Source organism: Synechococcus sp. CCY 9618 (assembly GCF_019038415.1).
Classification (GTDB): domain Bacteria; phylum Cyanobacteriota; class Cyanobacteriia; order PCC-6307; family Cyanobiaceae; genus Cyanobium.
In genome coordinates this window covers 1-26,256 of record NZ_JAFKRG010000049.1, presented here as the reverse complement: position 1 = coordinate 26,256, position 26,256 = coordinate 1, and the positions used below count along the sequence as shown (strand labels likewise).

Here is a 26,256-nt window from a genome sequence, read left to right as displayed (position 1 = left end):
GGCTCCATTCAACCCTCCGATGGCGTGGCCCCTGGCCCTGTTTGACGGGACCCTCAGCACCGCCTCGTTGCAGAGCCTGATCCAGGACTGGGGCTACTGGGTTGTGTTCGGCGCCATGCTCCTGGAGAACGCCGGTGTGCCCCTGCCCGGCGAGACCGTCACCCTGCTGGGGGGCTACGCCGCCGGCAGCGGCCAGCTCCAGTTCCTGGGGGTGATGGGGGCGGCGGCCGGCGGCGCGATCCTGGGCGACAACCTCGGCTACTGGGTGGGCCGCCGGGCCGGCTGGGGGCTGCTGCTGCGGGGCGGTCGCCTGCTGGGCCGCAGCCCGGAGCAGATGGAGACCCTGCGGGAACGGTTCCTGCGTCACGCCGGCAAGTCGGTGCTGCTGGGTCGGTTCGTGGCGGTGCTGCGGGTGCTGGCCGGTCCCCTGGCCGGAGCGGTGCGCATGCCCTACCCCCGCTTCCTGCTGTTCAACACGCTCGGAGCCGTGCTCTGGGCCGCCACCATGGTGAGCCTGGCCTGGCTGGGGGGGCGCTGGATCCCCTTTGAGCGCATGGTCAGCGGCGTCATCGAGTTCGGGATCGGCGCCCTGGTGCTGGTTGTGATCGTTCTGGTGGTGCCGAAAGTGATCGCCCGCTTCGAGCAGCGGCAACTGGAGCAGGAGGAGATCGAGCCCCCTGCCTGATGGGGCTCGCCGGACCTAGAGGCCGAAGTGGCGGCAGATCAGCCAGGGCACCGTCAGGGCCAGGCTGATCGACAGGGGCGCTCCGTAGCGGGCCATGTCGAGGAAGCGGTAGCGCCCCGGGCCGAACACCATCAGGTTGGTCTGGTAGCCGATCGGGGTGAGGAAGCTCTGGCTGGCGGCGAAGGTGATGGCGAAGATGAACGCCATCGGCGGCATGCCCAGGCCCTCGGCCAGTTCCGTGGCGATCGGCAGCAGCAGCACCACCGTGGTGCCGTTGCTGAGCGCTTCGGTGAAGGCCTGCCCCAGCACGAACACCACCAGCAACACTGCATAGGTCGGCCATCCCTTCAGGGCCTGCAGCAGGTCGTCGGCCAGGGCTGCCGCCAGGCCCGTCTTCTGCATCGCCACGCTGAAACAGGAGAGGGAGCCCAGCAGCAGGATCACGTCCCAGCGGATCGAGCGCTGCAGTTCCCCCGGCCGCAGGCAGCCGGTGGCCACCATCGCCACCATCGCCAGCAGCACCGCCGCCATCAGCGGCAACACCCGCAGCATCGGCAGCAGGATCATCAGCCCCGCGATGGCCATGCCGGTGAGCTTGCGGTCGGTGGTGGGCAGGTCCTTCTCCAGCTCATCCAGAAGCACCAGGTCGTTGTTGGCCTGCATCCCCCGGATGGCATCGAGGGGGGCCTGGAGCAGCAGCACGTCGCCGGCCTGCAGCACCACCCGCCCCAGCAGTTCCCTCAGCACCTGGTTGCCCCGCCGCACCGCCAGCAGGGTGGCGTTGTAGCGCTGTCGGAAGCGCAGGTCGCGGACGCTGGCGCCGGCCAGGGTGGAGCCGCTGGGCAGCAGCACCTCCACCACCCGCTGGGGCGACTCGCTGGCGCCGCTGAGCTCGCGCAGGTCGTCCTCCTGGTCGCCCACCGGGGCCAGGGTGACGGTGTGCTCCTGCTGCAGCCGCAGCAGGTTGTCCCGGTTGCAGCGCAGCAACAGCCGGTCGCCGGCCTGGAGCTGCAGGTCGGCCAGGGGGGCGCTGAAGCTCTCCGGTCCCCGGTGCAGCTCCAGCACGTCGACGTCGAAGCGCCGCTGCAGGCGGCTGTCGTGCAGAGAGTTGCCGATCAGTTCCGACCCCGGCGGGATCAGCACATCGGTGATGTAGCCCTCCCGGGCCAGGCTCATCAGCAGGTCCTCGTCGCCCGAGCCCCGATCCGGCAGCTGGCGGTCGGAGAACAGAAGGATGTAGGTGCCGCCGATCAGCCACACGGGGATGCCGATCGCCGTGAAACTGAACAGCTCCAGCGACCCATACCCCAGTTGCCGGCTCACGTCGCTGGCCAGCAGGTTGGTGGAGGTGCCGAGCAGGGAAATGGTGCCGCCCAGGATCGTGGCGAAAGACAGGGGCAGCAGCACCCGGGAGGGGGAGATGCCCCGCCGCTGGCACCAGCCCTCCAGCACCGGCAGCAGGGTGGCCACAATCGGAGTGTTGGGAATGAAGCCCGAGATCGGCGCCACCACGCCCACCATCAGGGCGATCATCCGCTTCGGGCTGCGCACTGCGTCGGAGCCGATCAGGGCCCGCAGCCGGTCGAGGCCACCGCTGCGGAACAGGCCTGAGGCCACGGCGAACAGGCCGATCAGGGTGATCAGGGCCGGGCTGCCGAAGCCCTTCACCGCCTCCTCGGGCTTCAGCACCCCGAAGGTCACGAGCAGGGCGGCCGCCAGCAGGCCTGTCACTTCAGGAGGCAGCCGGCCGGTGACGAACAGGACGATCGCCCCGGCGAACACCGCCAGCGTGATCAGGCCCGGCCCGGTGCTGGCGACGGTGAGGAAGGCGTGCATGGAAGCGACCGGTTGCCAGGGCTTTAGCAGCTCGCTCCCTCCGCCGCTGCTCCGGGGGGCCGGATTCAGCCAGTCTTCAGAGGGAGAAGCCCACGGTCGTCACCTTCTGGGTGCCCATCTCCCGCTGCGCCCGCCGCAGCAGGATCGTCGACTGATTGTGCAGCAGGTTCTCCCAGCGGTTTCGCGTCACGAGCACCGGCAGCACGACCATGCAGAAGCGGTGACGATGTCGATCGAGAGGGAGGCGCCCGCCACCAGGCCCATGATCGGGCTGGATTCTGCTGGGCCACCCGGTAGGAGCCGCTCCCCAGGGGGTAGGCCTTGATTGCCTGCCGGTAGTTGGTGGCCACGATCAGCATCCACCCCACGATCAGGACCGGGATCGGCAGGGCCTCGGCGTTGGTGTACGGCTCCTCCTGGTGAGCGCTGGTGGGCAGGGGGGTGCCGATCAGCCTGCGCCGCAGGCCGTCACATCCGGCTGTGGTCGAACGGCCCACGCAGAGGGGGAGATCGAACCTGAAGCTGCCCATGGGGCGGCCACAATGCATCGCTGAGCTGTCGTCCGCCGGGTCCTTTCCCCATTCCTTCCCTGCTCGGCACCCTGCTGATCCTGCTCATCGGGGTCCTGATCGCCCGGCTCTCGGCCGGACGGCTGGCCCGCTGGGCGGTGCCGGCGATCGTGCTGGAGCTGCTGGTGGGCTTCGCGCTCGGCAACACGCTGCTGCCGTTCAGGGCCGTGGCGCCCTTCAGCGGCCTGATGGAGCTGGGGGTGCTCACCCTGTTCTTCCAGGTGGGCCTGGAGGTGCGCGGCGATCTGCTCGGATCCCGCCGCGGGGCGATCCTGCGCACCGTGGCCCTGAGCAGCCTCACGCCGCTGCTGGCCTTCTGGCCGCTGCGCAGCGGCTTCGGCCTCTCCCTGCCCGCCACCCTGCTGGTGCTGGCCGCCCTCAGCGCCACCGGCACCGGCGTCACCCTGCGGGTGCTCGCCCAGCGTGGTGCCCTGCGCACCCCTTCCGGACGGGTGCTGGTCGGGGTCTCGGTGCTCGACGACCTGCCGGCGATCGCCCTGTTCAGCCTCGCCTCCGCCAGCGCCGGCCAGGGGCTGGGCCTGGGCGGAGCCGGAAGCGTCGGGCCTCTGTCGGGTCTGGCTCTGGCCCTGCTGAGCTGGGTTGCCGTGGGCTGGTGGATCCGCCACCGGCCGCAGCGTCCCAGCGGAGCCCTGGCGATCCTGCTGCTCCTGATCGGCTCCGCCTGGGTGGGGGAAGCCTGCGGCCTCACCAGCCTGCTCGGTGCTCTCTGGGGCGGGGTGCTGATGGCGCGGCTGGGGTCGGTGCAAGGCCAGGTGCAGCAGGTGCTGACCGTGCTCTCGGAGGTGTTTCTGCCCCTGTACTTCCTCGGCGTGGGGTTGCGCATCGACGCCGCCAGCCTGCTGCGGCCAGGGGCGTGGAGCCTGGCCGCCGCCCTGATCGCCCTGGCCCTGCTCAGCAAGCTGGCCTGCGGCCTCGGCATCGGCCGCGGCGACCGCGCCGCCGGGGTGGACCGCTGGCTGGTGGTCTGGGGGCTGATGCCCCGCGGCCTGCCCGGGCTGGTGTTCGCCACCGGTGCCCTCAACGGGGGACTGATCGGGCCGCCGCTGTTCTCGGCCCTGGTGCTGATGGTGGTGGTCACCACCGTGGTCGGTCTGCTGCTGCTGGAGCGGCGGCTGACCCCCCTGCGGCCCCGGGCAGCGGAGGCGGGGGTGATCCCAGCCATGCGGAACGGCCCTAAGGTTTGACACCCAAACGAACCGCCGCGTTGGACTCCGTCGCTGTCGTGACCCCCTGGCATGCGATGGCGCCCGGGGAGTGTCTCCAGGCCGTCGACGGGAGCCTCGAGGGTCTCAGCACCGCCCAGTGCGCCGAGCGGCTGGCCCGGCTCGGCCCCAACCGGCTGGAGCTCAAGGCCGGCCGCAGCAACCTGCGCATCCTCTGGGACCAGTTCAGCAACGTGATGCTGATCATGCTGCTGGCGGTGGCGGCGGTGTCGGCCGGGGTGGCCTTTGCGGCCCAGCGCTTCCCCAAGGACGCCATCGCCATCGTGCTGATCGTGGGGCTCAACGCCCTGCTGGGTTACCTGCAGGAGAGCCGTGCCCAGCAGGCCCTGCAGGCCCTGCGGGATATGGCCCAGCCCCTGGTGACCGTGCGCCGCGACGGCATCTGGGAGCGGTTGTCCAGCGAGCAGCTGGTGCCCGGTGACCTGATCCGGCTGGAGGCCGGCGATCGGGTGCCGGCCGATGGCCGGCTGCTGGAGGTGGCGGAGCTGGGCCTGCGGGAGGCGGCCCTCACCGGTGAGGCGGAGGCGGTGACCAAGCGGGCGAATCTGGTGCTGGAGGCCGCCACCCCGGTGCTCGAGCGGCAGAACTGTATTTTTCAGGGCACCGAGGTTGTGCGGGGCCGCGGCACCGCCGTGGTCACCGCCACAGGGATGCAGACCGAGCTGGGCAAGATCGCCCAGATGATCAACACCGCCGGCGTCGAGTCCACGCCGCTGCAGGAGCGGCTGGATGGTCTGGCCAACGTGCTGGTGGGTTCGGCCCTGGCCCTGGTGGCCGCGGTGGTCCTGCTGGGCTGGCTGCTGGGCCAGCGGCTGCTGGATCTGCTCGAGGTGGGGCTGTCGATGGCGGTGGCGATCGTGCCGGAGGGCCTTCCCGCCGTGATCACCGTCACCCTGGCGATCGGCACCCAGCGGATGGTGCAGCGCAATGCCCTGATCCGCCGTCTGCCGGCGGTGGAGGCCCTGGGCTCGGTCACGGTGATCTGCACCGACAAGACCGGCACCCTGACCCAGAACCGCCAGGTGGTGCAGGAACTGCGCAGCGGCACCCATTCCCTGGCCCTGAGCGGCAACGGCTACGAGCCCACGGGAACCTTCCGGGCCGCCGAGCTGGTGCCTCCGGAGGGGGCCACCGCCGGCCTGGCCCCCGGCGCCCGCGACCTTTTGCTGCAGGCGGGGGTGCTCTGCAGCGATGCCGAACTCAAGCAGGAACCCGACGGCCGCTGGGAGATCCTGGGCGACCCGACGGAGGGGGCGCTGGTGGTGGCGGCCGCCAAGGCGGACCTCGATGGCTTCGCCCTGCGCAGCCGCTACCGCCGCCTGGCGGAGATCCCTTTCAGCTCCGAGCGCCAGCTGATGGCGGTGTGGGTGCAGGACCGCGACGGCAGCCTGCAGACCCCCCTCGGCGAGGCTTCCGCCGGCTCCGCCACCCTGATGATCAGCAAGGGGGCTCCGGAAGTGATCCTGGCCACCTGCGACCGCTGGCTGGATGGTTCCGGGCTCGCCGCCCTCAGCGAGCCCCAGCGCCAGTGGTGGCTGGGCCAGGCCCAGGGGCTGGCGGCTTCGGGCCTGCGGGTGCTGGCCTTCGCCTGCGCCCCCCACCACCCCAGCCCCGAGCACGAGCTGGAGCACCAGGTGCTGCTCGGCCTGATGGCCCAGCTGGATCCCGCCCGGCCCGAGGTGGCCCTGGCCGTGAGCCGCTGCCGCGAGGCCGGCATCCGGCCGGTGATGATCACCGGCGACCACCCCCTCACCGCCGCCGCCATCGGCGCCTCGATCGGGCTGGTGGACGCCGGCGCCGAGGTGGTGCTTGGCAAGCAGCTGGAGGCGGCCGATGACGCGGCCCTGGCCGCCATGGTGAGCCGCTGCAGTGTCTACGCCCGGGTGCCGCCCGAGCAGAAGCTGCGCATCGTCAAGGCGTTCCAGGGTCTGGGCCAGGTGGTGGCCATGACCGGTGACGGTGTGAATGACGCCCCGGCTCTGAAACAGGCCCACATCGGCGTGGCCATGGGCATCACCGGCACAGAGGTCAGCAAGGAGGCCTCCGACATGGTGCTGCTCGACGACAACTTCGCCACCATCGTCAATGCGGTGGAGCAGGGCCGGCTGGTCTACGCCAATATCCGCCGCTTCATCAAGTACATCCTCGGCAGCAACGTGGGCGAGCTGATCACCATCGCCTCGGCTCCCCTGCTGGGTCTGGTGGGCGTGCCGATGACGCCTCTGCAGATTCTGTGGATGAATCTGGTCACCGACGGTGTGCCCGCCCTGGCCCTGGCCCTGGAGCCGGGAGAGGCTGGGCTGATGCAGCGACCGCCGGCGGAGCCCGGGGAATCGATCTTCGCCCGGGGCGTGGGCAGTTACATCCTGCGCATCGGTGTGGTGTTCGCGGCCATCACCATCACGATGATGGTCTTCATCGCCAATACGGGCGGTCCCTGGAAGACGATGGTCTTCACCACCCTGTGCCTGGCCCAGATGGGCCATGCCCTGGCGGCCCGCAGCGATCGACCCCTGATTCAGGTCTCACCCTTCACCAACCCCTGGTTGCTGGGGGCGGTGGCGTTCACCACCCTGTTGCAGTTGTCGCTGCTTTACATACCTGTTCTGTCCCGATTCTTCGGTACCGTGCCGCTGTCGCTCCCTGATCTGTCGATCTGCATCGGCTTCAGTCTGGTGTTCTTTGTTTACCTGGAGCTGGAGAAGGTCTGGCGGCTCTGGCGCCGTCGATTCACGGCCCACGTCTGATCTCCACAGTCCCCGAGGGGCGCGGCGGACCCGACCGGCCGCTGTGGGGGCTGGACGGATCCGGTGACTGATAACCACAGCTTGCACTTCCCATAGGACTTTCCTTCCTGGAAAGCCCTCTGCAAGCCACCGGAGATCTTAGTGTTCGCCACCACGCGGGCCATGTCCGGCCCCGATTGTTCTCCCGCCATGACCCTGTTTTTCGCCCAGACGGCCTGGCTGGTTCCCCTCTACCCGCTGCTGGCTGCCCTGGCGTCCCTGGCCTGGTCGCCCGGCTTCATCTGGAAGACGGGGCCACGGCCCTGCGGCTACCTCAACCTGACCATGGTCAGCGTGGCCTTCGCCCACAGCCTGCTGGCCCTGCTGGGTGCCAATGCCCATGCGGATCTGCTGCCGATTCACTTCGGCTGGACCTGGCTGGATACGGCCGGGTTGACGATCGGTTTCGACGGTTCGATCACCCAGCCGGCCCTGATCGCCACCCTGTTCGTCACCGGGCTGCATGTGCTGGCTCAGATCTTCGCGATCGGTTACCTGGAGATGGACTGGGGCTGGCCCCGTTTCTTCGGCTCCCTCAGCTTCTTCGAGGCCGGTCTGTGTGCCCTTCTGCTCACGGATTCGCTGTTCTTCAGCTATGTGATCCTCGAACTTCTCACCCTCGGCACCTACCTGATCGTCGGCACCTGGTACAACCAGTCCCTGGTGGTGAAGGGGGCGCGGGATGCCTTCCTCACCAAGCGCATCGGCGACCTGATCCTGCTCGCCGGTCTGGTGGCGATCCTGCCGGTCACCGGCACCTGGAACTTCGAATCCCTGGCGGCCTGGGCGGCGGGCCGCGCCCCGGGCAGCCTGCCCCTGGGGGTGGAGCTGATCCTGCTCGCCCTGGTGGCCGGCCCCATGGGCAAATGCGCCCAGATTCCGCTCCACCTCTGGCTGGATGAGGCCATGGAGGGCCCCCTGCCCTCCACGATCCTGCGCAACTCGGTGGTGGTGGCCGGTGGCGCCTGGGTGCTGCTCAAACTCCAGCCCCTGCTGGCCCTCAGCCCTTTGGTGAACACCGTGCTGGTGGTGGTGGGCGGCACCACCGCCCTGGTGGGCGCCCTGATCGCCCTGGCCCAGATCGACATCAAACGGGCCCTGTCCTTCCTGGTCAGCAGCTGGATGGGCCTGCTGTTCATGGCCGTGGGCCTGGGCGGCTCCACGGTGGCCGCCCACCTGCTGCTGGTCTACCCCCTGCCGATGGCCCTGGTGCTGATGGCCGTGGGCACGGTGATCGTCAGCAACGTCACCCAGGACCTCACCCAGCTCGGCGGCCTCTGGAGCCGTCGCCCCCTGGTGGGACTGGCCTTCCTCACCGGTGCCGGCGGCCTGATGGCCCTGCCCCCCTTCGGCGGCTTCGCCGCCATCCGCGAGCTGCTCGAGCTCTGCACCGCCAGCTCCCAGCCCGCCCTGCTCGGGGGCTTCGTGCTCGTCACCAATGCCCTGATCGCCGCAGGGCTGGTGCGGGTCTTCGGACTGATCTGGGGCGGGCGCCCCAGCATCTTCACGATCCGCTCGGCGGAGGTGCTGTGGCTGATGGTGGTGCCCACCCTGCTGCTGATGGGTGTGGTGCTGCACCTGCCGATCCTGCTGGCCCGCTATGGGGTCTTCGCCGCCAGCCCCCTGCTGGGCTGGGGACCGGCGGCAGTGCCGCTGCTGCTGTCCACCCTGGTGGGCGGCGGCCTGTCGGCGGTGTTCTACCTGCGGCCCCATCCCCTGGCCCAGCTGCCCTCCGCCCTCGGCGGCCTGCAGCACTGGCTGGCCCACGACATGAACACCGAGAGCTTCTATCACCGCACCGTGGTGGCTCTGGTGGTGGGTCTGGCCCGCCTGAGCGCCTGGTCCGACCGCCAGCTGGTCGACGGGTTCACCGGTGCCACCGGTGAGGCGGCCCTGCAGAGCGCCCGCCGGCTCAGCTTCACCACCTCCGGCCGCACCCAGACCTACGCCCTCACCCTGCTGATCGGTGTGGTGCTGATGGCCGCCTGGCTGCTCACGATCGTGCCCCCCTCCCTGCTCCGCTGATGGCCCTGCTTCTCCTGCTGCTGCTGCCGGCCTTCGGGGCCGTGCTCCTGCCCCTGCTTCCCGAGCGCCAGATCCTGCTGCGGCGGGTCTGCCTGGTGCCCCTGGTGTTTCAGTTCGCCCTCGGCCTCGGCCAGCTGGGCCAGGCCCCCAGCGAGCTCCACCAGGTGTGGCTGCCCCGCATCGGCCTTGCCCTCGATCTGGGCCTCGATGGCCTGTCCGCCCCCCTGGCCGCCCTGATCGCCCTGATCGTGCTGGTCACGGTGCTGGCCACCCCTGCCGATCAGGCCCGGCCGCGGCTGTTCCTCAGCCTGCTGCTCGCCACCGACCTGGGCCTGATGGGTGCCGTGCTGGCTCGCAACGGCCTGCTGTTCCTGCTGGCCTTCGAGTTGGTGCTGATTCCCACCACCCTGCTGCTGGCCATCTGGGGCGGCCCGCGCCGGGCCCAGGCCGCCATCCAGTACGTCATGTACGGGGCCGTGTCGGGGCTTTCGCTGCTGGGGGCGGTGCTGGCCCTGGGCTGGCTGAGTGGCAACGGTTTCAGCTTCGCCTACACCGACCTGGCCGCCTTGGAGCTCTCCCCCCAGAGCAGCCGCTGGATCCTGGCCCTCTTTCTGCTCGCCTTCGGCCTCAAGCTGCCCGTGGTGCCCCTGCATGGCTGGCAGCCCCTGGCCTACAGCCAGGCCTCCAGCCCCGTGGCCATGCTGCTCAGCGGTGGAGTCTCCATCCTCGGCGGCTACGGTCTGCTCCGGTTCGCGATCGGCTTCCTGCCGGAGGAATGGATCCTCTGGTCGCCCTGGATCGCCGGAGTGGGTGCCCTCACCGCGGCCTACGGCGCCCTCAATGCCCTCGCCCAGAGCGACATCCGCCGCCTGGTGGCCTACGGCTCCCTCGGCCACATGGGCCTGCTGGTGGTGGCCCTGGCCGCCGCCACCCCCCTGAGCCTGCAGGGTGTGGAGGCCCAGCTGCTGGCCCACGGCCTGATCTCGGCCCTGCTGTTCCATCTGGTGGGCCTGATCGAGAGCAAGACGGGCTCCACCCTGATCCCCGATCTGGCCGGCCTGCTCAACCCCTACCGGGGCCTGCCCTTCACCCTGGGCCTGTTCCTGCTGGCCCTGATGGCCAGCGCCGGCATCCCCGGCCTGGCGGGCTTCGTGCCGGAGTTCCTGATGTTCGAGGCCAGCTGGACCCCCTTCCCGGTGCCCACGATCCTCTGTCTGATCGCCTCCGGCTTCACCGCCGTCTACGCGGTGCGTCTGTTCAACCGGGTCGGTTTCGGTCGCCTCGACAACGACCGGGTCGATTACCCCGCCACCGTCTGGAGTGAACGGTTCCCCGCCGTTCTGCTTGCCGCCCTGGTGGTGGTGGGCGGCATCTGGCCGGGTCTGCTGGTGGGCTGGAGCGAATCCAGCACATCCGCCCTGGCCTTGCGCCGCGAACCGTTCCCGCCCCTGGTCGCCACCGCCACCTCCGCCTCCCCTCGCCAGCTCCCCTCATGACGTCCCCCACCGCCAGCCTGGCCGAAGCGGCGAGCCAGCCCCTGATCCCCCCCTCCCAGCACCGCTACGCCGACGTGATCCACCGGCTCGAGGCCGGCGGCTCGATGCTGCCGGACACGCCGGAAAACCTGATGCAGATCATCGGCATCTACAAGGCCTATGCCGTGCCGATGGACTTCTACTGGCGCGACCTTCTCTACATCGCCGAGCGGGTGTTCCTCGACCCGCTGCCGGCCTTCAAGTACTTCCCCTCCCAGGAGTACCTGGACCTGCCCAACTCCTACGCCGGCGACGACTCCAGGCTGCGCATCTGGCGCGGGCCTGCCACGGCCCATCCGGAGCTGCTGGAGTTTATGGCCAAGGGTGAAACCCGGGCCATGCCGAAGCTGCTGCATCACCTGTGGCACGACCGCATCAACATGGAGTTCGCCGAGGCCTGCATGGATGCCATGTTCTGGCACCAGGGCATGGGCGGCCGCTTCTACGACTACCTGGAGTGCGACGCCTACAAGGCCAGTGCCGACAAGGCCATCAAGGCCTACTTCAAGGGCAATCCCCTGATGCTCGGCCTCTACGCCCTGTTCCCGGAGATGTTCCTGGAGCAGGTGCGCAAGATGAGCTACTACGCCAACCTCGGCCTGTTCTGGGAGGTGATGGCGCCGGTGTTCTTCGAGATGAGCGACATCTACGACGAAGGCGGCTTCAAGGGCGTGCCCGATGCCATGAATTTCCTGGTCAACGGTATCTTCGCCGTCGCGGGCCGGCCCATCTACCACCACGTCTACATCGGTGGGGAATGCCTGGAGATCATTCCCAAGTCGGAGGGGTTCACCTGGCTCTATGAGGCGGCCCTGCCCTATGTGGAGGCGGTGTTCTACCGCACGGCGCCGTTCCGCGGCACCAAGAGCTACAACGCCCAGGCCGGCCAGGTGCCCTCCGAGCAGGCCGATTTCCACTACGGCATCCTCTATGCCGATGTGTTCCCGGTGGGTTCGGCTGGCATTCCGCCCACCCTGCTGATGCAGGACATGCTGCATTTCCTGCCCCCTTACCTCACCGAGCTCTATGCCCAGCACAAGCGCGGCGAAGGCGATGTGCTCAACCAGCTGGGGGTCACCTTCCAGCGCTCCATGTACAACGTCACCTCGGCGGTGATCCAGGCCCTGCGCTGCGCCCTCCTCTATCCGCTCGATGACACCGATCCCGAGCACCTGATGGCCAACCGGCGCTTCTTCGAGGCCCAGATGGACCGCTTCCTGCGGCCCGAGGCCCGCCTGCCCCAGATCCAGACCCAGGACTACCGCTAGGAATTTCCCCATGGCCAACATCATCGAAACCGCCAGGGGCGCCGGAGTCTTCGGCACCCTGCTCACCGCCGTGGAGGTGGCCGGTCTCACCGCCGCCCTCGAAAGCCCCGGCCCCTTCACCGTCTTCGCCCCGGTCGACGACGCCTTCGCCGCCCTGCCCCCCGGCACCGTGCAGACCCTGGTGGACAACGTCCCCCAGCTGGCCCGGATCCTCAAGTTCCACGTGCTGTCCGGTGCCTACAAGCGCAGTGAGCTGGTGGATCAGCCGGAATGGGAGAGCCTGGAGGGGGCACCGGTGGCGATCCGCCGGGCCGATCCCTTCGAGGTCAAGAACGCCACCGTCGTCAGCGCCGACATCGTCTGCGACAACGGCATCGTGCATGTGATCGACCGGGTGATCCTGCCCGGTTGATGGCGCCTTCGGCAATCGGCCCGGATGATCCGCCATCCCTTTACAGGTCTGCAACAATGCGGCGTCGTTAGGAAGCTCGGTATGGCGCTCCGTCGGTCCCTTCTCTGGCCGCTCACCGCCCTGCTGGCGGCCCAGCTGGCGGGATGCGCCTCCGACAGCGGCAGCGGAGTCCAGAGCCAGAAGATGGCCACCATCAACGGCCGCGGCAAGCTGGTCTGCGGTGTGGATGGCAAGCTCCCCGGCTTCAGTTTCGTCGGCCCCGACGGCGCCTACACCGGGCTGGATGTGGACGTCTGCAAGGCCATGGCTGCCGCCCTGTTCGGGGATCCCGGCAAGGTGGAATACCGCGACCTCAACTCCAGCGAGCGCTTCGCCGCCCTGGCCAGCGGTGAGGTGGATCTGCTCTCGCGCAACACCACCATGACCCTCAGCCGCGATGCGCCCGGGGGCAACGGTCTCAGTTTCGGCCCCACCACCTTCTATGACGGCCAGGGGGTGATGACCCCGGTCACCAGTGGCATCAGGACCCTCAAGGACCTGGCCGGCAAGCCGATCTGCGTGGAGAGCGGCACCACCACCGAACTCAATCTGGCCGACCGGATGCGGGAGCTGGATGTCGCCTACACCCCGCTGAAGTTCCAGACCGGCGACCAGACCTACGCGGCTTACCTGGGGGGCCGCTGCATCGCCGTCACCAGCGACCGCTCCCAGCTGGCGGCCAAGCGCACCAGCTTCCCCAGCCCTGATCAGCACGTCCTACTGCCGGACGTGATGAGCAAGGAGCCCCTCACCCCCGCCACCGTCAACGGGGATCCCGCCTGGGCCGATGCCGTGCGCTGGACCGTCTACGGCCTGATGCAGGCCGAGGAGCTGGGCATCACCAAGGCCAACGTGGCCGAGAAGCTGGCGGAGGCCAAGGCCAATCCCAACCAGGCCGATCTGCGCCGCTTCCTTGGCGTGGAGGGCGACTTCGGCAGGCAGCTGGGCCTGCCCTCCGACTTCGTGGTGAAGTCCGTGGCGGCCGTCGGCAACTACGGCGAGATCTTTGATCGCAATGTGGGCCCCGGCTCCAAGCTCAAACTGGATCGCGGTGTGAACCGCCAGTGGACCGATGGCGGCCTGATCTATTCGCCGCCGTTCCGTTGATGGGGGCGGAGAACGAGCCCGCCGCCAAGGGCGTCCCCCCCTGGTGGCGTGACCGCCGGGTGCTGCCCTGGGTGGTGCAGGCGGTGGTGGGCCTGCTGGTGCTGCTGCTGATCGCCTTCCTGCTCGGCAACCTGGTGCGCAACCTCACCGCCGCCGGCCTGCTGCTCAGCTGGCGCTGGCTCAACCAGCCAGCCAGTTTCGGCATCGCTGAAACCATCATCCCCTTCGACGCCACCATGCCCTACTGGCGCGGCCTGGCGGCGGGGCTGGCCAACACGCTCCGGGCCGTGCTGCTGGGCCTGGTGGGGGCCACGATTCTCGGCACCCTGGCGGGGATGGCGTCCTTCAGCCGCAACGGCCTGCTGCGGGGCATCGCCCGGGTCTACGTGGAGGTGATCCGCAACATCCCCCTGCTGCTGCAGCTGGTGTTCTGGTACTTCGTGGTGTTCCTGGCCCTCCCCAACGGCGCCGCGGCCGTGCAGATCCCGGGCGTGGTGCTGGCCAAGTCCGGGCTCTATCTGGCCGGTTTCGAAGAGGGAGTCCGCTGGACGGTGCCCCACCTGGTCAACAACGTCTGGCAGGCGCCGCTGCGGGTGTCGGTGGAGTTCGGGGCCCTGCTCACCGGCCTGATCATCTATTCGGGGGCCTTCATCGCCGAAGTGGTGCGCGGTGGCATCGCCGCGGTGCCCCGGGGGCAGTGGGAGGCGGCCTCCTCCCTGGGGATCGGCTGGCTGGCCACCCTGCGCTGGATCGTGCTGCCCCAGGCCCTGCGGGTGATCGTTCCCGGCCTCAACACCCAGTACATCTCCCTGGCCAAGAACTCCTCCCTGGCGGTGGCCGTGGGCTACACCGATCTCTATTCGGTGGCCGAAACCACCCTCAACCAGACCGGCCGGGCGGTGGAGGTGTATCTGATCCTGCTCGGGGCCTACCTGGGGCTGGATCTGCTGATCTCCCTGCTGATGAACGGTCTCAACCGATTCGTGCAGATCCGGGAGCGCTGAGATGGCCGCCCTTCTGCGCCGGATCCGCCGCGAGCTGTTCCCCACCCGTGGGGATGCCGTTCTCAGCGTCGCGCTGCTGGGGCTGATCACCCTGGCTGGTTTCGGTTTCCTGCACTGGGCCCTCTTCCAGGCCCGGTGGCTGGTGATCCAGGCCAACGCCACCCTGTTCGCCGTGGGCCGCTATCCCATCGAGCAGCAGTGGCGACTGTGGTTGCTGCTCTGGCTGCTGGTCGCTGCCACCGGCCTCAGCTGGGGGGTGCTGCGCAGCCATCCCCGCCGCGACCGGACCGGCGCTCTCTGGCCCCGCAACGACCGACTGGCTGCGGTGCTGCTGGGGGTCGTGGGGCTCTGGGTGCCCTGGGCCCTCGGGCTCGATCTCTCCCTGCAGTCCCGCTGGTGGGGCCTGGTGATCCTGCTGCTGCTGGTCCGCTGGCTGGCCGGACGCTTCGGCCGCCGCTTCGGCTCCCTCGGGCCGCGCCTGGTGGCCCTGACCTGGCCCGTCCTCTACCTGTTGGGGATGGTGCTGATCAGCGGTGGCCTGGGCCTGGTCAGCGTTTCGCCCTCCGAGTGGGGCGGCCTGCTGCTCACCCTGCTGGAGGCCAGCTTCGCCATCCTGCTCTGCTTCCCCCTCGGGGTGCTGCTGGCCCTGGGCCGGCGCAGCGAGCTGCCCCTGCTGCGCTGGGGATCGGTGCTCTACATCGAGTTCATCAGGGGGGCCCCCCTGATCACCCTGCTGTTCCTGGGCCAGAACATCCTCGGTTTCCTGCTGCCGGGCGGCCTGGCGCCCGAGCGGGTGTGGCGGGCGGCCTGGGTGCTCACCTTCTTCGCCGCCGCCTATCTGGCCGAAGCGGTGCGTGCAGGCCTGGCGGCCGTGCCCGGCGGTCAGTTCGAGGCGGCCCGCTCCCTCGGGCTGTCCTATCCCCAGACCCTGGCGAAGGTGGTGTTGCCCCAGGCCATGCGGGTGGCGCTCCCTGCCATGGTGGGGCAGTTCATCTCCCTGCTGCAGGACACCACCCTGCTCTCCCTGATCGGGCTGATGGAACTGCTCGGCACGGCCCGCACCGTGATGGCGAATCCGGCTTTCCTGGGCAAGAACGCTGAGGTGTACCTCACCCTGGCGGTGCTGTTCTGGTGCTGCTGCGCCGCCCTCGGCCTGGGCAGCCGGGCCCTCGAACGCCGCCTGGATCCCCAGACCGTTCCCTCCTCGACCTGATCCCCTTCCGCCCTGCCATGAGCCAACCCAGCACCGAACCGATGATCGAGGCCAGGGCCGTGGAGAAGTGGTACCCCAACGGTTTCCATGCGCTGCGGGGTGCCGATCTCACCGTGAACCGGGGCGAGGTGGTGGTGATCATGGGGCCCTCCGGTTCCGGGAAGAGCACCTTCATCCGCACCTTCAATGCCCTGGAGGATTTTCAGAAGGGGCAGATCAGCGTCGATGGCATCGCCCTGTCCAACGACCTGCGCAACATCGATGCGGTGCGCCGGGAGGTGGGAATGGTGTTTCAGCAGTTCAACCTCTTTCCCCACCTGTCGGTGCTGGAGAACCTCACCCTGGCGCCGGTGCTGGTGCGGGGCCGGCCCAGGGCCGAGGTGGAGGGTCAGGCGCGCCGGCTGCTGGAGCGGGTGGGCATCGCCGAGCAGGCCGAGAAGTTCCCCGGCCAGCTCTCCGGTGGGCAGCAGCAGCGGGTGGCCATCGCCCGGGCGCTCTGCATGGAGCCCCGCATCCTCCTGTTCGACGAACCCACCAGCGCCCTTGATCCGGAGATGGTGCGGGAGGTGCTGGAGGTGATGCAGGCCCTGGCCAACGAGGACATCACCATGGTGGTGGTGACCCACGAGGTGAAGTTCGCCCGCCACGTGGCCCACCGGGTGGTGCTGATGAGCGAGGGGGTGGTCGTGGAGGAGGCCGCACCGGAGGTGTTCTTCACCAACCCCTCCCACCAGCGCACCCGCAGGTTTCTCGATCAGATTCTCTGAGAACCGATGGCTCAGCATTGAAACCATTTTCTGGCGAGTTTTGATGTGCTCTTGGCATACTCCTGAAAAGATGGTCTGGGTAGCTGATAGACGGATCCGTCGGGTTGATAATGCCTCCCTGTTCGCCTGCGAGGTAGGGTGATCGGTGGGGATATCAAGTCTTTGATGCTTACTTTGCCGATTCTGCTGCTGGGATTGTTGGCGTAGTTGTTGGGAGTGTGGTGAATTAGGCTACGCTCATCGACTCTTTGAGCGTCAACTCGATAGCCCACGACATTTCTTGAATCAAATCCATATGGAACCCTGTGAAAAGTAACGCCCAAGGCGGCCTTCTCCCTGGTGTATTTCCATTCATCTGGAGCTGGTGCTTCAGGGCCATACGTATAGATGCTTTCAAAGTGTTCTGCCAGAAGTTCGCCGTCGAACAGGTACGTTCCCTGGTAGGGGTTGGGCAGGCCAACATAGGCATACTTGAGATCAGGGAACAGAATCTTGGCCGCCTTGGCCGGATCGACCTGAACTTCCAAGTCAGCGCTTACTCTCAGTTGGCTGGAATGATTAATTTCATAACGAACGAAAGACGGGATCAGCCCGGATGGTTTCAGGCGCTCTCGCGCCTCCATCCAATAGGAGATGTTCTTGTCGTCGATGAGAATGTCGTCTTCCAGGTAAAGATAGTGACTAAACTTATGGCTCTGCAGCTCAAGCTCTCTTCGAAACACATCTTTATGGCACCATGCCAATAGGTATGGGTGTCCCAGTAAAGATGGCGTCAAGATCTCCAGATCCAGTGGCAGGGCGTCAAGGGAGCTTGAAATCCGATCATGTGCATCTCCGTCATTGGTGATGATGACAGTCTTTACGCTATCAGCCAGATTGGGAAACTCTGCCGCTATTTGTTTTAGATAAATAAGCCTCGACGGCATGAAGTGAAAGGTAACGCAGATCAGAAGTCTGCGAGGCTTGTTGCTCATGGCCGGTTTCGGATCGAATCGAACACTGGGATGGGAGAGTCCGGAATATGAAAAATCATTGCCTTCGCTGGTCCCTCAGGGGAGGATCAGCCTGACTTCGGCATTGGGTCGATCAGATGATTGGAATAAGGTGCTGACGACATGATCCGTTTGGTTGTCTACTGTTATTTCGATGAGTCATGACCCATCGGCTTCTGGAAACCATCGTACTTCCTTAAGCGGGACTTGTCATTAACGTTTATGTTGCTTGCGGGCGGCAGCATCGGCGGAAGCGTTCCTGTCGAAATTGTTTTGGCAACTTCGTCACAGTGATTGCCTTCTCCTTGGCCAGAGATCCGGCTGGGTGGAAGGGTTTCCTCCGGCTTGGAGCCTCTGATGATGGCGGTAGCCGATGAATGGATTCAGCCTTCTGGTAGCGGCCGCTTATCTGAGCATGCCATCGCGGCGTTATGGGCATGGACGGCCCGGGAACGGCGTTGGACTCCCCGAAGCCCGTCGGCGCGGATGGCGCCATGTTGCGCCCCGCGATCCATCAGCCCATGGACCTTGGGGGGTTCATGAAGTGCGTGGGCCATGGCCCTCATGGAGAACCGGATGGCATCAGAGGTGGACCAGGTGCTTCAATCCCGGGAGTCTATGGAAGCGGAAGGAGCCGAAGTCTGGTTGATCAGTGGCGGGCTGGCAGCCTGGCCGGTCTCGGGCAATTCAAGTTCGGATGATTGTCCGGATAGGCTTCATATGCAAAGCAATGGCGGCAAACACCGCATCAGGAGCGGACATCCATTCACCCTAAGATCTTGTCGACAGCCAACAGCTTCACAACCCTCCTAGTGCCCCGTCCCGGAGATTTGCGCGCAACGTCGCTGGAGCTGCTCGAGGATTGAATCCGCTGTGGCGGTCCAGTTGAACGGGGCCTCTCTCTGGTTGCAGGCCGCCACGAACTCTTTAATCCTGGTGATCAGTTTTTTGACGCTCGAGAAGCTGCCCCGCCGCATGGCCCGCTGGGTGATGATCCCAAACCAGCGCTCCATCCGGTATGGCATCCGGCCGACTTCGTCTACAGCCAGGAGGCGTCGGTGGGTGAGTAGTGGACGTGGAAGCGAGGCCCCTGCGCCAGCCAGGTACGGACCTTGGCGTGCTTGTGGGTGCAGTCGTTGTCCGCGATCAGGTGAACGTCCAGATCCTGCGGCACAGAGTTCTCGATCTGGCGCAGGAAGCCCAGGAACTCTTGGTCTCTGTGACGAAGCCTGCACTGGGTCAGCACCTCACCGCGGGTCACATCCAGCGCAGCGAACAGGGTGGTGGTGCCGTGGCGGATGTCGTCGTGGGTGACGCCCTCGGCGTCGTCCAGGCCCATGGGCAACAGCGGTTGTGTGCGGTCCAGCGCCTGGATCTGCGTCTTCTCATCGACGCAGCGCCCCATCGCCTTGTCGGGCGGGTTCAGGTACAGGCCGACGGTCATGCCGCTCAGGCCAATCCGCTCGGCGATCGATGTGTTGGTTTCGCCCCCGCCGCAGGCCAGGACGATCTGGGCGCGTTGCACGTTCGAATGCGGCAGCGAGCGAGAGCTGGCGATGCCCTGCAGCTGCTGAACCTCGCCATCGCTGAGGACCAGCGGTGGCATCGGACGACCAAGCGCTGCGGAGCACCGCGGGAGACACTCCGCGTTCCAGAGGTCATTTGCGGGACGACACACTATTCATTTGAACTTGGCACGGTCGCCCAGTCGGCGGCGTTCAGCTCCGGGAACAGGCCGTCCTCTCGGCGCACCCCCGCCAGCCATTCCCGCGGCAGCTCCGTGCTGTGTTCGATCGCGTCCATCAGCCGCCAGAAGCGGTCCAGGTGGCGGTGGATCCGCTCCCGGGCCAGGCCGGTGGTGGTGCCGGCCCGCAGGATGAAGCTCCAGTCGGAGCTCTGGGCCAGCAGCAGTTCCCGCCCCGCCTGGGTCAGCAGACGTCGCTGATCCGCGCTGCCCACGCCCCGGTTCACGCGCCGCACCATGGCCCGGGAGGCTCGCTGCCACTCGGCCACCACCCAGGCGTTCGTTTCGTTCAGCCAGTAGTCGTGGTAGCCCCCCTGCCCCCAGCTGGAGGGGGAGGGGCGGCAGACCTGCAGGGTCCGCTCCTGGCGGAGCACATCCCGCAGATGGGTGAAGCGCACCTCCATCGCGGGGGCCTGGAGGAAGAGGGCTGCCAGGAACTGGGGGCCCTCAAACCACCAGTGACCGAACAGCTCGGCGTCGAACGGAGCCACCAGCAGCGGCGGCTGCTCGATCGTCGTGGCCAGCTGCTGCATCTGATCAGCCCGCCCCCGCAGGAAGGCTTCGGCGTGCTCCTTCACCCTCTCTGCGGCGCGGGAAGGGTCGTAGGGCTGTTTCTGGTCGAGGGGGCAGCCCTGGGCGGTGACCCGGTGCAATTTCAGCCCCAGGGGGCGGCGGTCGAGAATGCCCTGGGCGCTCAGGGAGGCTTCCGGCAGATCCCAGCCCAGATCGCGATGGAACTCCCGGTAGACGCCATCGCCGGGATAGCCCTGGCTGGCGCTCCACACGGGCAGGGTGGATTCGCTGTCGCGGCCGAAGAAGGCCACCCCTGCCGGAGAGCAGATGGGCGCGTAGACCCCGAAGCGGGGCCGGGGCAGGGCATGGAGCAGACCGTGGCCATCGAGCAGGGAATAGCGCAGGCCGCACTGGGCCAGACTGTGATCGAGATCTTCGTAATAGGCGCATTCCGGCAGCCAGATGCCCAGCGGACGCTGGCCCAGCAGCCGCTGGTGCTCCCGCACGGCGGTGAGCAGCTGGGCTCGCACCGCCTCGGGAGAATCCCGCAGCAGGGGCAGGTAGCCATGGGTGGCCCCGCAGGTGATCAGATCCAGGACTCCCTTGTCCTGAAGGCTCCGGAATCGCGGCAGGAGCACCCCGCCCATTCCCCGCCACTGGGCCTCGATGGTTCCGAGCGTTGCCTGCAGCTGGCGGGCCGGCGCCTCCAGGTCCGGGGGCGCCTCGTCGAGCAGGGCCCGGCGCTGGGCCAGCCAGCCGGGGAAGCGGCCGTTCAGGGCCTTGTCACACAGCAGTGACAGCAGGGTGGGCGACAGGCCGAGGGTGAGTTTCGGCCGCTGACGGGGATCGGCGGCCGCCCGTTCGAGCACGCCCAGCAACGGCAGATAGCACTCCTGCAGGGCCTGGAAGTACCAGTCCTCCTCGAGCGAGCCCGGCTCCCCCGATCGAACGTAGGGAAGGTGGGCATGCAGCACCAGGGCCAGATCGCCTGCGGCCATGGAGCCCCCTCTGTGCCGGCACTCTACGTTCCGCCTCCGGCCTGGATTCCCGGCCCTTCTGCCCCACACCCACCTGGGGATCGCGGCGCTGGGTGGCCCCTTCCTGGCCGCCGCGGTGCCGGGACAGCCGGCCCCTAGAGTGCGCCTAACTCATACCAGTTCCGCCTAGACCCCATGGCCCGCGATCCCGGCCGGGTATTGATCTTCGATACCACCCTCCGCGACGGGGAACAGTCCCCCGGCGCCAGCCTCAATCTCGAGGAGAAACTGGCGATCGCCCAGCAGCTGGCCCGCCTGGGGGTGGACATCATCGAGGCCGGATTCCCCTTCGCGAGCAGCGGCGATTTCCACGCCGTCCAGCGCATCGCCGCCAGCGTGGGCACCCCCGACGGACCGGTCATCTGCGGCCTGGCCCGCGCCGCGAGGGGCGACATCAAGGCCTGCGCCGAGGCCGTGGCCCCCGCCGCCCGGCGCCGCATCCACACCTTCATCGCCACCAGCGACATCCATCTGGAGCACAAGCTGCGCAAGACCCGCGCCGAAGTGCTCGCCATCACCGCCGAGATGGTGGCCTACGCCCGCTCCCTGGTCGACGACGTCGAGTTCTCCTGCGAGGACGCCGGCCGCAGTGATCCGGAGTTCATGCATCAGGTGATCGAGGCGGCCATCGCCGCCGGTGCCACCACGATCAACATTCCTGACACGGTGGGTTACACCACCCCGGCCGAATTCGGTGAACTGATCGCCGGCATCGACCGCTCGGTGCCCAACATCGACCAGGCGGTGATTTCGGTGCACGGCCACAACGATCTGGGCCTGGCGGTGGCCAACTTCCTCGAGGCCGTGAAGCACGGTGCCCGCCAGCTGGAGTGCACCATCAACGGCATCGGCGAACGGGCCGGCAACGCCTCCCTGGAGGAGCTGGTGATGGCCCTGCACGTGCGCCGCAGCTACTTCAATCCCTTCCTCGGCCGGCCCGCCGACCGGCGCGATCCGCTCACCAACGTGCGCACCGAGGAGATCACCAAGACCTCGCGGCTGGTGTCGAACCTCACCGGCATGGCCGTGCAGCCCAACAAGGCGATCGTGGGGGCCAATGCCTTCGCCCACGAGTCCGGCATCCACCAGGACGGGGTGCTCAAGCACCGACTCACCTACGAGATCATCGATGCCCGCACCGTCGGCCTGGCCGACAACCGGCTCTCCCTGGGCAAGCTTTCGGGCCGAAGCGCTTTCCGGGCCCGGCTGGAGGAACTGGGCTACACCCTCGAGCGCCACGACCTCGACGACGCCTTCGCCCGCTTCAAGGAGCTGGCCGACCGCAAGCGGGAGATCACCGACCGGGATCTGGAGGCGATCGTCAGCGAGCAGGTGCAGCAGCAGGACGAGGCCCGCTATGCCCTGCAGTCGGTGCAGGTGAGCTGCGGCACCAACCTCCAGCCCACCGCCACGGTCACTCTGCGGGACGGCGACGGCGTCGACCTCACCGAGGCGGCGATCGGCACCGGACCGGTGGATGCGGTCTGCCAGGCCCTCAACCGCCTGGCCCAGGTGCCCAACGAGCTGGTGGAGTTCAGCGTCAAGTCGGTCACCGAGGGCATCGACGCCATGGGCGAGGTGACCATCCGCCTGCGCCACCAGGGGGTGCTCTACTCCGGCCATGCCGCCGACACCGACATCGTCGTGGCGGCGGCCCATGCCTTCGTCAACGCCCTCAACCGGCTGGTGTCGGGCAGCCAGCGGGCGCCCCTGCACCCCCAGAAGACCCCCCTGCCCGTGGCGGAACTGCCGCGCCTGTGAGTCCCGCCAGCCGCTCCCCCCTGGCCACGGGCCTGCAGCTGGCCGTGCTGCTGCTGGTGGCGGTGCTGCTGCTACTGCCCCTGTTCTGGCTGGTCAGCACCTCCCTGAAGGGGCCGGCGGAGAACATCTTCACCAGCCCCCCCGCCCTGCTGCCGGTCCAGCCCAGCCTGGAGGCCTACGGGCGGCTGTTCGCCGCCAACCCCATGGGCACCTACCTGCTCAACAGCACCATCGTCAGCGCCCTGGCGGTGCTGGCCAACCTGCTGTTCTGCTCCCTGGCGGCCTACCCCCTGGCGCGGATGCGCTTCCGCGGCCGGGGGCTGGTGCTGGCCCTGGTGGTGGCCACGATCCTGATCCCCTTCCAGGTGGTGATGATCCCCCTCTACCTGCTGATGGTGCAGATCGGCCTGCGCAACAGCCTCTGGGCTCTGATCGTGCCCCAGGCGGCCACCGCCTTCGGCATCTTCCTGCTGCGCCAGAGCTTCCTGGGCGTGCCGGTGGAGCTGGAGGAGGCGGCCCGCATCGACGGCTGCACGCCCCTGGGGGAATGGTGGAACGTGATGCTGCCGGCCGCCCGGGCCGACCTGATCACCCTGGCGATGTTCGTGTTCATCGGCACCTGGAGTGATTTCCTCTGGCCCCTGATCATTCTCGACGACCCCACCCTTTACACCCTGCCCCTGGGCCTGCAGCAGCTGGCCAGCAGCTTCTCCCTCGACTGGCGCCTGGTGGCCGCCGGTTCGGTGGTGTCGATCCTGCCGGTGCTGCTGCTGTTCGTGCTGCTGCAGCGCTACATCCTGCCCAGCGCCAGCGGTGATGCGGTGAAGGGCTGATCAGGTGTCAGGAGGCCCTCAGGGGCTGGCGGGGCCAGGAGGACGGAGCACTCCCCCGTCGCTGGGTGGGGTCGGGGGGGCCGGTGGCGGCGGCGGGGAGGGAAAGCGGTCGGCAGACGGGGCCGGCCGCCGCTGGCGGCGGCTCTGCAGATCGGTCAGGGCCTGCCGCCACTGTTCCTGCTGCTCCTCGATGGCCTCCAGCTGTTTGGCTCCGGCCTCAAGCGACTGAAGCCGTTCCACCATCGCCCGCTGCTGCTCCTCCAGCACGGAGGTGCGATCGAGAGCCCGGCTGTTCTCCAGTCCCTGCACCCGCTCCTCCAGCTGCCGCAGCAGCTGGTTCTGCTCCCGGGTCTTGGCGAGCATCACCAGGAACAGCACGCCGAGCATGGTGCTCAGGCCGATCTGCAGCCAGCCGGTCCAGGGCGGCGGTCCCGCCGGCAGCTGGGGGCGACGGCGGGACCTGTCGTCATCGAGGTCGGTGATGGAGACCATGGTGTCGTCGCGCTGCCCCATCCTGCCCCGATCCGGCCGGGCCGTCAGCGGTCGGCGCGGGGGAGGGTGTCGTTGCTGCGGGCCGCGGCTCCCGCCAGGAGCTCCGCCACCGTGGAGCGGTAGACGGCGGCGGCCTGCTCCGGATCCCGGCCGATGCAGGTCATTCCCAGCTTGCCGAATTCCGAGAGGCAGCCCAGCAGGTGGAACACGCTGCCCTGCAGACGGGCAGGGTCATAGTGCAGGCCGGCCTCGGCCACGATGTCCACCAGGTCGACCGGCATCAGGCCCCGCAGGCGGGGGTCGCTGAGGTTGTCGGTGGCGCGGTAGTGCAGCGGTTGGCCGGTGGGGGAGAGGAAGCGGCCGCTGCCGGGCTCGAGGCTGCCGGCGGTGATGGCCCGCAGGGCCATGAAGGGGTGGGTGGTTCCCCCCTGTCGCAGGTTGACCTCGATGGCCTGGAGATCCCAGTGCTCACCGAACCGGCGAGCCATGAAGTCGACCCCGTAGCGCTCCAGGGCGCCTTCGGCGGCCAGGGCCCGGCCGACGGCCAGACCATGCTCCATCAGCCGGGCGCGGTAGGGCTCCGCGGCGGGGAAACAGCAGCCCAGGTAGGTCTGGCCACCGGCGCCACCGAGGATCTGCTCGTGGGTGGAGAGCATCTCCACCTCCCCTCCCGGATGGATGGTGCCCTGAACACTCGGCGAGCGGATCGCGTCACCGCCCTCCAGCCAGGCCTCCGCCAGGGCCCCCTGGCGTTTCAGCCGCGCCTGCCATCCGGCCGCGGGCATCGGCAGGGCCGCCAGGGCCTGGCCCAGCCTCCCCAGCCGCTCCTTCCTGCTCAGCCCCGCCAGCGCCAGCGGCCCGAAGACCAGCCGGGCATTGCCTTCACCGCTGAAGCCCTCGTTGAGCTTGACGACGCAGCCCCCCAGATCCGGGTGCGTCTCCCACAGATCGTCGATGGCCTCGGCCAGGTCCTCCAGGCTGTGGGCGAGGCCGGTTCCCGGGGGATGGGGCACCCCGCAGCGCTCGAAGAGGTCCCGGCTGCCGGCCTTGGTGCCCCAGTAGCCCAGGGCCGGATCGGTGCCCAGCAGCGGCACCTGCAACCGCTCCGAGAGCGCTTTCTCCAGCTCCGTCACCACATAGCAGTTGATGAAACTGCGACCGGGCCTGAGCCGCTCCCTGATGCGCCCCAGCAGGGCCGGACGCTCCAGCAGTTTCAGGGTGAGCGGTCGGGCGGAGCCGTCGTCGGTGTCGAACAGGTGCAGCCGGCGGCGGGCATGGGAGGTGGGCACGCCGGGCATCAGCTCCAGCACAGCGTCCACCACCAGCTCCGGCAGCAGTTTGCTGGTCACGTAGACCACCTGGACGGCGGGATGGCGCAGCCGCATCAGCGAGAACAGCTGGCGTTCCTCGTAGTGGTGGGCCCCCGTGACCAGTTCCAGCTGGGCCTGATCCATGGTGAGGGAGGGCACCATCAGCAGATCGAAATCACCGCAGCCTTCGCCGTGCTCGCGGCCCCATGCGGCCTGCAGTTGCTGCTGCAGTTCGCGGAAGCTGAGCGCCATGGCGGCAGGGGCGGAATGCCTTCATGCTGACCAGGTCAGCGACCAACGCCCATGGAGCCCTTCACGGTGAGCGCCCTCGGGCACGGCGCCGCATCGCGCACCACCCTCAGCCTCTGTCCCCAGGCGGTCAAGACCGTTCGCAGCGGTGACACCAGCGCCATTTCGCTGCCGATGGACGGGCTGTTCACGCTCGAGGTGTTGCTCAGAGCTCTCCATGGTCTGCTCAAGGCCGACGGACCGCTGATCGCCGCCAATCTGATCATTCCGGTGCCGGCGTCGGCGGTGCTGGAACGCAAGCTGAGGGTCTCGCTGGGGAGCCGGCCTGGCCAGCGCCATCCTCCCGGTGGTGCGGGCTGACGTGGGGCCCCCTTTGGGCAACGACGCCCTGCTCGTGGCGGTCGGAGCGGTGCCGGGAGCCTGGCTCCGCTTCCGCGTGGTCAACCATTTCGAGCCGATGCTGCCCCGCAGGCACTGGGGCACCTTCGGCGTCAACCTGATCGCCTGCTTCGCCCTGGGCCTGCTGGTGTCCCTGGAGGCCAGCTGCGGGGCGGCTGCAGGCCGCCTGATGCTGCTGCTGGCAACGGGATTCCTGGGCAGTTTCAGCACCTTCTCCACCTGGGTGGCGGAACTGCAGGACACCCTCCACCGTCGTCATCACGTCGAGGCCCTGCTGCTCTGCGGCGGTTCGGTGCTGGGGGGACTGCTGGCCATGACGGCCGGCCTCGCCCTGGGCGGCGCCTAGGAGGCTGCTGAAAAACCAGCTCAGCCGCGGGAGAATGGCCTAACGGCACTGAGCGAATGCGCGGCCAGCAGGAACGCACCGGCCCCCTGT

The 26,256-nt window shown here is 68.1% G+C and carries 21 protein-coding genes and 1 pseudogene; 15 read left to right on the top strand and 7 right to left on the bottom strand.

Going from position 1 to position 26,256, the window contains the following annotated elements; translation table 11 throughout:
• The first annotated feature begins 19 nt into the window (after nt 1-19).
• The gene (locus tag KUG41_RS13185; protein ID WP_216904671.1) at nt 20-685 is read left to right on the top strand and encodes a DedA family protein; all 666 of its coding nucleotides are present in this window, start codon (nt 20-22) and stop codon (nt 683-685) included.
• A gap of 15 nt (nt 686-700) precedes the next feature.
• Here KUG41_RS13185 and KUG41_RS13180 read toward each other — a convergent pair whose 3' ends face one another.
• A complete protein-coding gene (locus KUG41_RS13180; protein WP_216904670.1) occupies nt 701-2,521 on the bottom strand; it encodes an SLC13 family permease in 1,821 nt (606 codons plus the stop codon).
• Between the two features lie 76 nt (nt 2,522-2,597).
• A complete protein-coding gene (locus KUG41_RS15850; protein WP_256438952.1) occupies nt 2,598-2,732 on the bottom strand; it encodes a hypothetical protein in 135 nt (44 codons plus the stop codon).
• 339 nt (nt 2,733-3,071) lie between these two features.
• Between KUG41_RS15850 and KUG41_RS13175 the strand changes: the two genes are divergently transcribed.
• The 10 genes from KUG41_RS13175 (at nt 3,072) to KUG41_RS13130 (ending at nt 16,490) form a co-directional block, all read left to right on the top strand.
• Nucleotides 3,072-4,295, top strand: a complete 1,224-nt coding sequence (locus KUG41_RS13175; protein ID WP_216904741.1) for a cation:proton antiporter — start codon at nt 3,072-3,074, stop codon at nt 4,293-4,295.
• A gap of 56 nt (nt 4,296-4,351) precedes the next feature.
• Complete coding sequence (locus KUG41_RS13170) at nt 4,352-7,081, top strand: cation-transporting P-type ATPase (protein ID WP_216904740.1); 2,730 nt, start codon at nt 4,352-4,354, stop codon at nt 7,079-7,081.
• Between the two features lie 189 nt (nt 7,082-7,270).
• Nucleotides 7,271-9,145, top strand: a complete 1,875-nt coding sequence (locus tag KUG41_RS13165; protein ID WP_216904669.1) for an NAD(P)H-quinone oxidoreductase subunit F — start codon at nt 7,271-7,273, stop codon at nt 9,143-9,145.
• The gene (locus KUG41_RS13160; protein ID WP_216904668.1) at nt 9,145-10,641 is read left to right on the top strand and encodes an NADH-quinone oxidoreductase subunit M; all 1,497 of its coding nucleotides are present in this window, start codon (nt 9,145-9,147) and stop codon (nt 10,639-10,641) included. Before KUG41_RS13165 ends, KUG41_RS13160 begins: the two co-directional genes overlap by 1 nt.
• Nucleotides 10,638-11,948, top strand: coding sequence for a CO2 hydration protein (locus KUG41_RS13155; protein WP_216904667.1), 1,311 nt, complete (start codon nt 10,638-10,640; stop codon nt 11,946-11,948). The genes KUG41_RS13160 and KUG41_RS13155 overlap by 4 nt, the downstream gene beginning before the upstream one ends.
• A 10-nt stretch (nt 11,949-11,958) precedes the next feature.
• On the top strand, nt 11,959-12,360 hold the full coding sequence (locus KUG41_RS13150) for a fasciclin domain-containing protein (RefSeq protein WP_216904666.1): 402 nt from the start codon (nt 11,959-11,961) through the stop codon (nt 12,358-12,360).
• An 81-nt stretch (nt 12,361-12,441) separates the two neighbouring features.
• Complete coding sequence (locus KUG41_RS13145) at nt 12,442-13,506, top strand: amino acid ABC transporter substrate-binding protein (protein ID WP_216904665.1); 1,065 nt, start codon at nt 12,442-12,444, stop codon at nt 13,504-13,506.
• The gene (locus KUG41_RS13140) at nt 13,506-14,510 is read left to right on the top strand and encodes an ABC transporter permease subunit (RefSeq protein WP_216904664.1); all 1,005 of its coding nucleotides are present in this window, start codon (nt 13,506-13,508) and stop codon (nt 14,508-14,510) included. The genes KUG41_RS13145 and KUG41_RS13140 overlap by 1 nt, the downstream gene beginning before the upstream one ends.
• Before the next feature lies 1 nt (nt 14,511).
• Entirely contained in the window at nt 14,512-15,723 is a 1,212-nt protein-coding gene (locus tag KUG41_RS13135) for an amino acid ABC transporter permease (RefSeq protein ID WP_216904663.1), read from the top strand.
• A 17-nt stretch (nt 15,724-15,740) separates the two neighbouring features.
• Nucleotides 15,741-16,490, top strand: a complete 750-nt coding sequence (locus KUG41_RS13130) for an amino acid ABC transporter ATP-binding protein (RefSeq protein WP_305798579.1) — start codon at nt 15,741-15,743, stop codon at nt 16,488-16,490.
• An 11-nt stretch (nt 16,491-16,501) separates the two neighbouring features.
• Here KUG41_RS13130 and KUG41_RS13125 read toward each other — a convergent pair whose 3' ends face one another.
• The 3 genes and pseudogenes from KUG41_RS13125 to KUG41_RS13115 form a co-directional block, all read right to left on the bottom strand.
• On the bottom strand, nt 16,502-17,464 hold the full coding sequence (locus tag KUG41_RS13125; protein WP_216904662.1) for a hypothetical protein: 963 nt from the start codon (nt 17,462-17,464) through the stop codon (nt 16,502-16,504).
• 827 nt (nt 17,465-18,291) lie between these two features.
• Nucleotides 18,292-19,088: pseudogene (locus tag KUG41_RS13120) on the bottom strand (IS630 family transposase).
• A gap of 71 nt (nt 19,089-19,159) precedes the next feature.
• A complete protein-coding gene (locus tag KUG41_RS13115; protein WP_216904661.1) occupies nt 19,160-20,737 on the bottom strand; it encodes a glycoside hydrolase family 57 protein in 1,578 nt (525 codons plus the stop codon).
• A gap of 174 nt (nt 20,738-20,911) precedes the next feature.
• On the opposite strand from KUG41_RS13115, the gene KUG41_RS13110 reads away from it, so the two are divergent.
• Together KUG41_RS13110 and KUG41_RS13105 are read left to right on the top strand one after the other, a co-directional pair.
• Nucleotides 20,912-22,537, top strand: coding sequence for a 2-isopropylmalate synthase (locus KUG41_RS13110; RefSeq protein ID WP_216904660.1), 1,626 nt, complete (start codon nt 20,912-20,914; stop codon nt 22,535-22,537).
• The gene (locus KUG41_RS13105) at nt 22,534-23,370 is read left to right on the top strand and encodes a carbohydrate ABC transporter permease (RefSeq protein ID WP_216904659.1); all 837 of its coding nucleotides are present in this window, start codon (nt 22,534-22,536) and stop codon (nt 23,368-23,370) included. Before KUG41_RS13110 ends, KUG41_RS13105 begins: the two co-directional genes overlap by 4 nt.
• An 18-nt stretch (nt 23,371-23,388) precedes the next feature.
• Here KUG41_RS13105 and KUG41_RS13100 read toward each other — a convergent pair whose 3' ends face one another.
• Nucleotides 23,389-23,883 carry a septation ring formation regulator EzrA gene (locus KUG41_RS13100; RefSeq protein ID WP_216904658.1) on the bottom strand — a complete coding sequence of 165 codons (495 nt, stop codon included), beginning with the start codon at nt 23,881-23,883 and terminating at the stop codon, nt 23,389-23,391.
• 23 nt (nt 23,884-23,906) lie between these two features.
• Entirely contained in the window at nt 23,907-25,424 is a 1,518-nt protein-coding gene (locus tag KUG41_RS13095; protein ID WP_216904657.1) for a peptide ligase PGM1-related protein, read from the bottom strand.
• A 51-nt stretch (nt 25,425-25,475) separates the two neighbouring features.
• On the opposite strand from KUG41_RS13095, the gene KUG41_RS13090 reads away from it, so the two are divergent.
• The gene (locus KUG41_RS13090; RefSeq protein WP_216904656.1) at nt 25,476-25,781 is read left to right on the top strand and encodes a SemiSWEET family sugar transporter; all 306 of its coding nucleotides are present in this window, start codon (nt 25,476-25,478) and stop codon (nt 25,779-25,781) included.
• A gap of 1 nt (nt 25,782) precedes the next feature.
• Nucleotides 25,783-26,166, top strand: coding sequence for a CrcB family protein (locus KUG41_RS13085; RefSeq protein ID WP_371734145.1), 384 nt, complete (start codon nt 25,783-25,785; stop codon nt 26,164-26,166).
• The last annotated feature ends 90 nt before the right edge of the window (nt 26,167-26,256 follow it).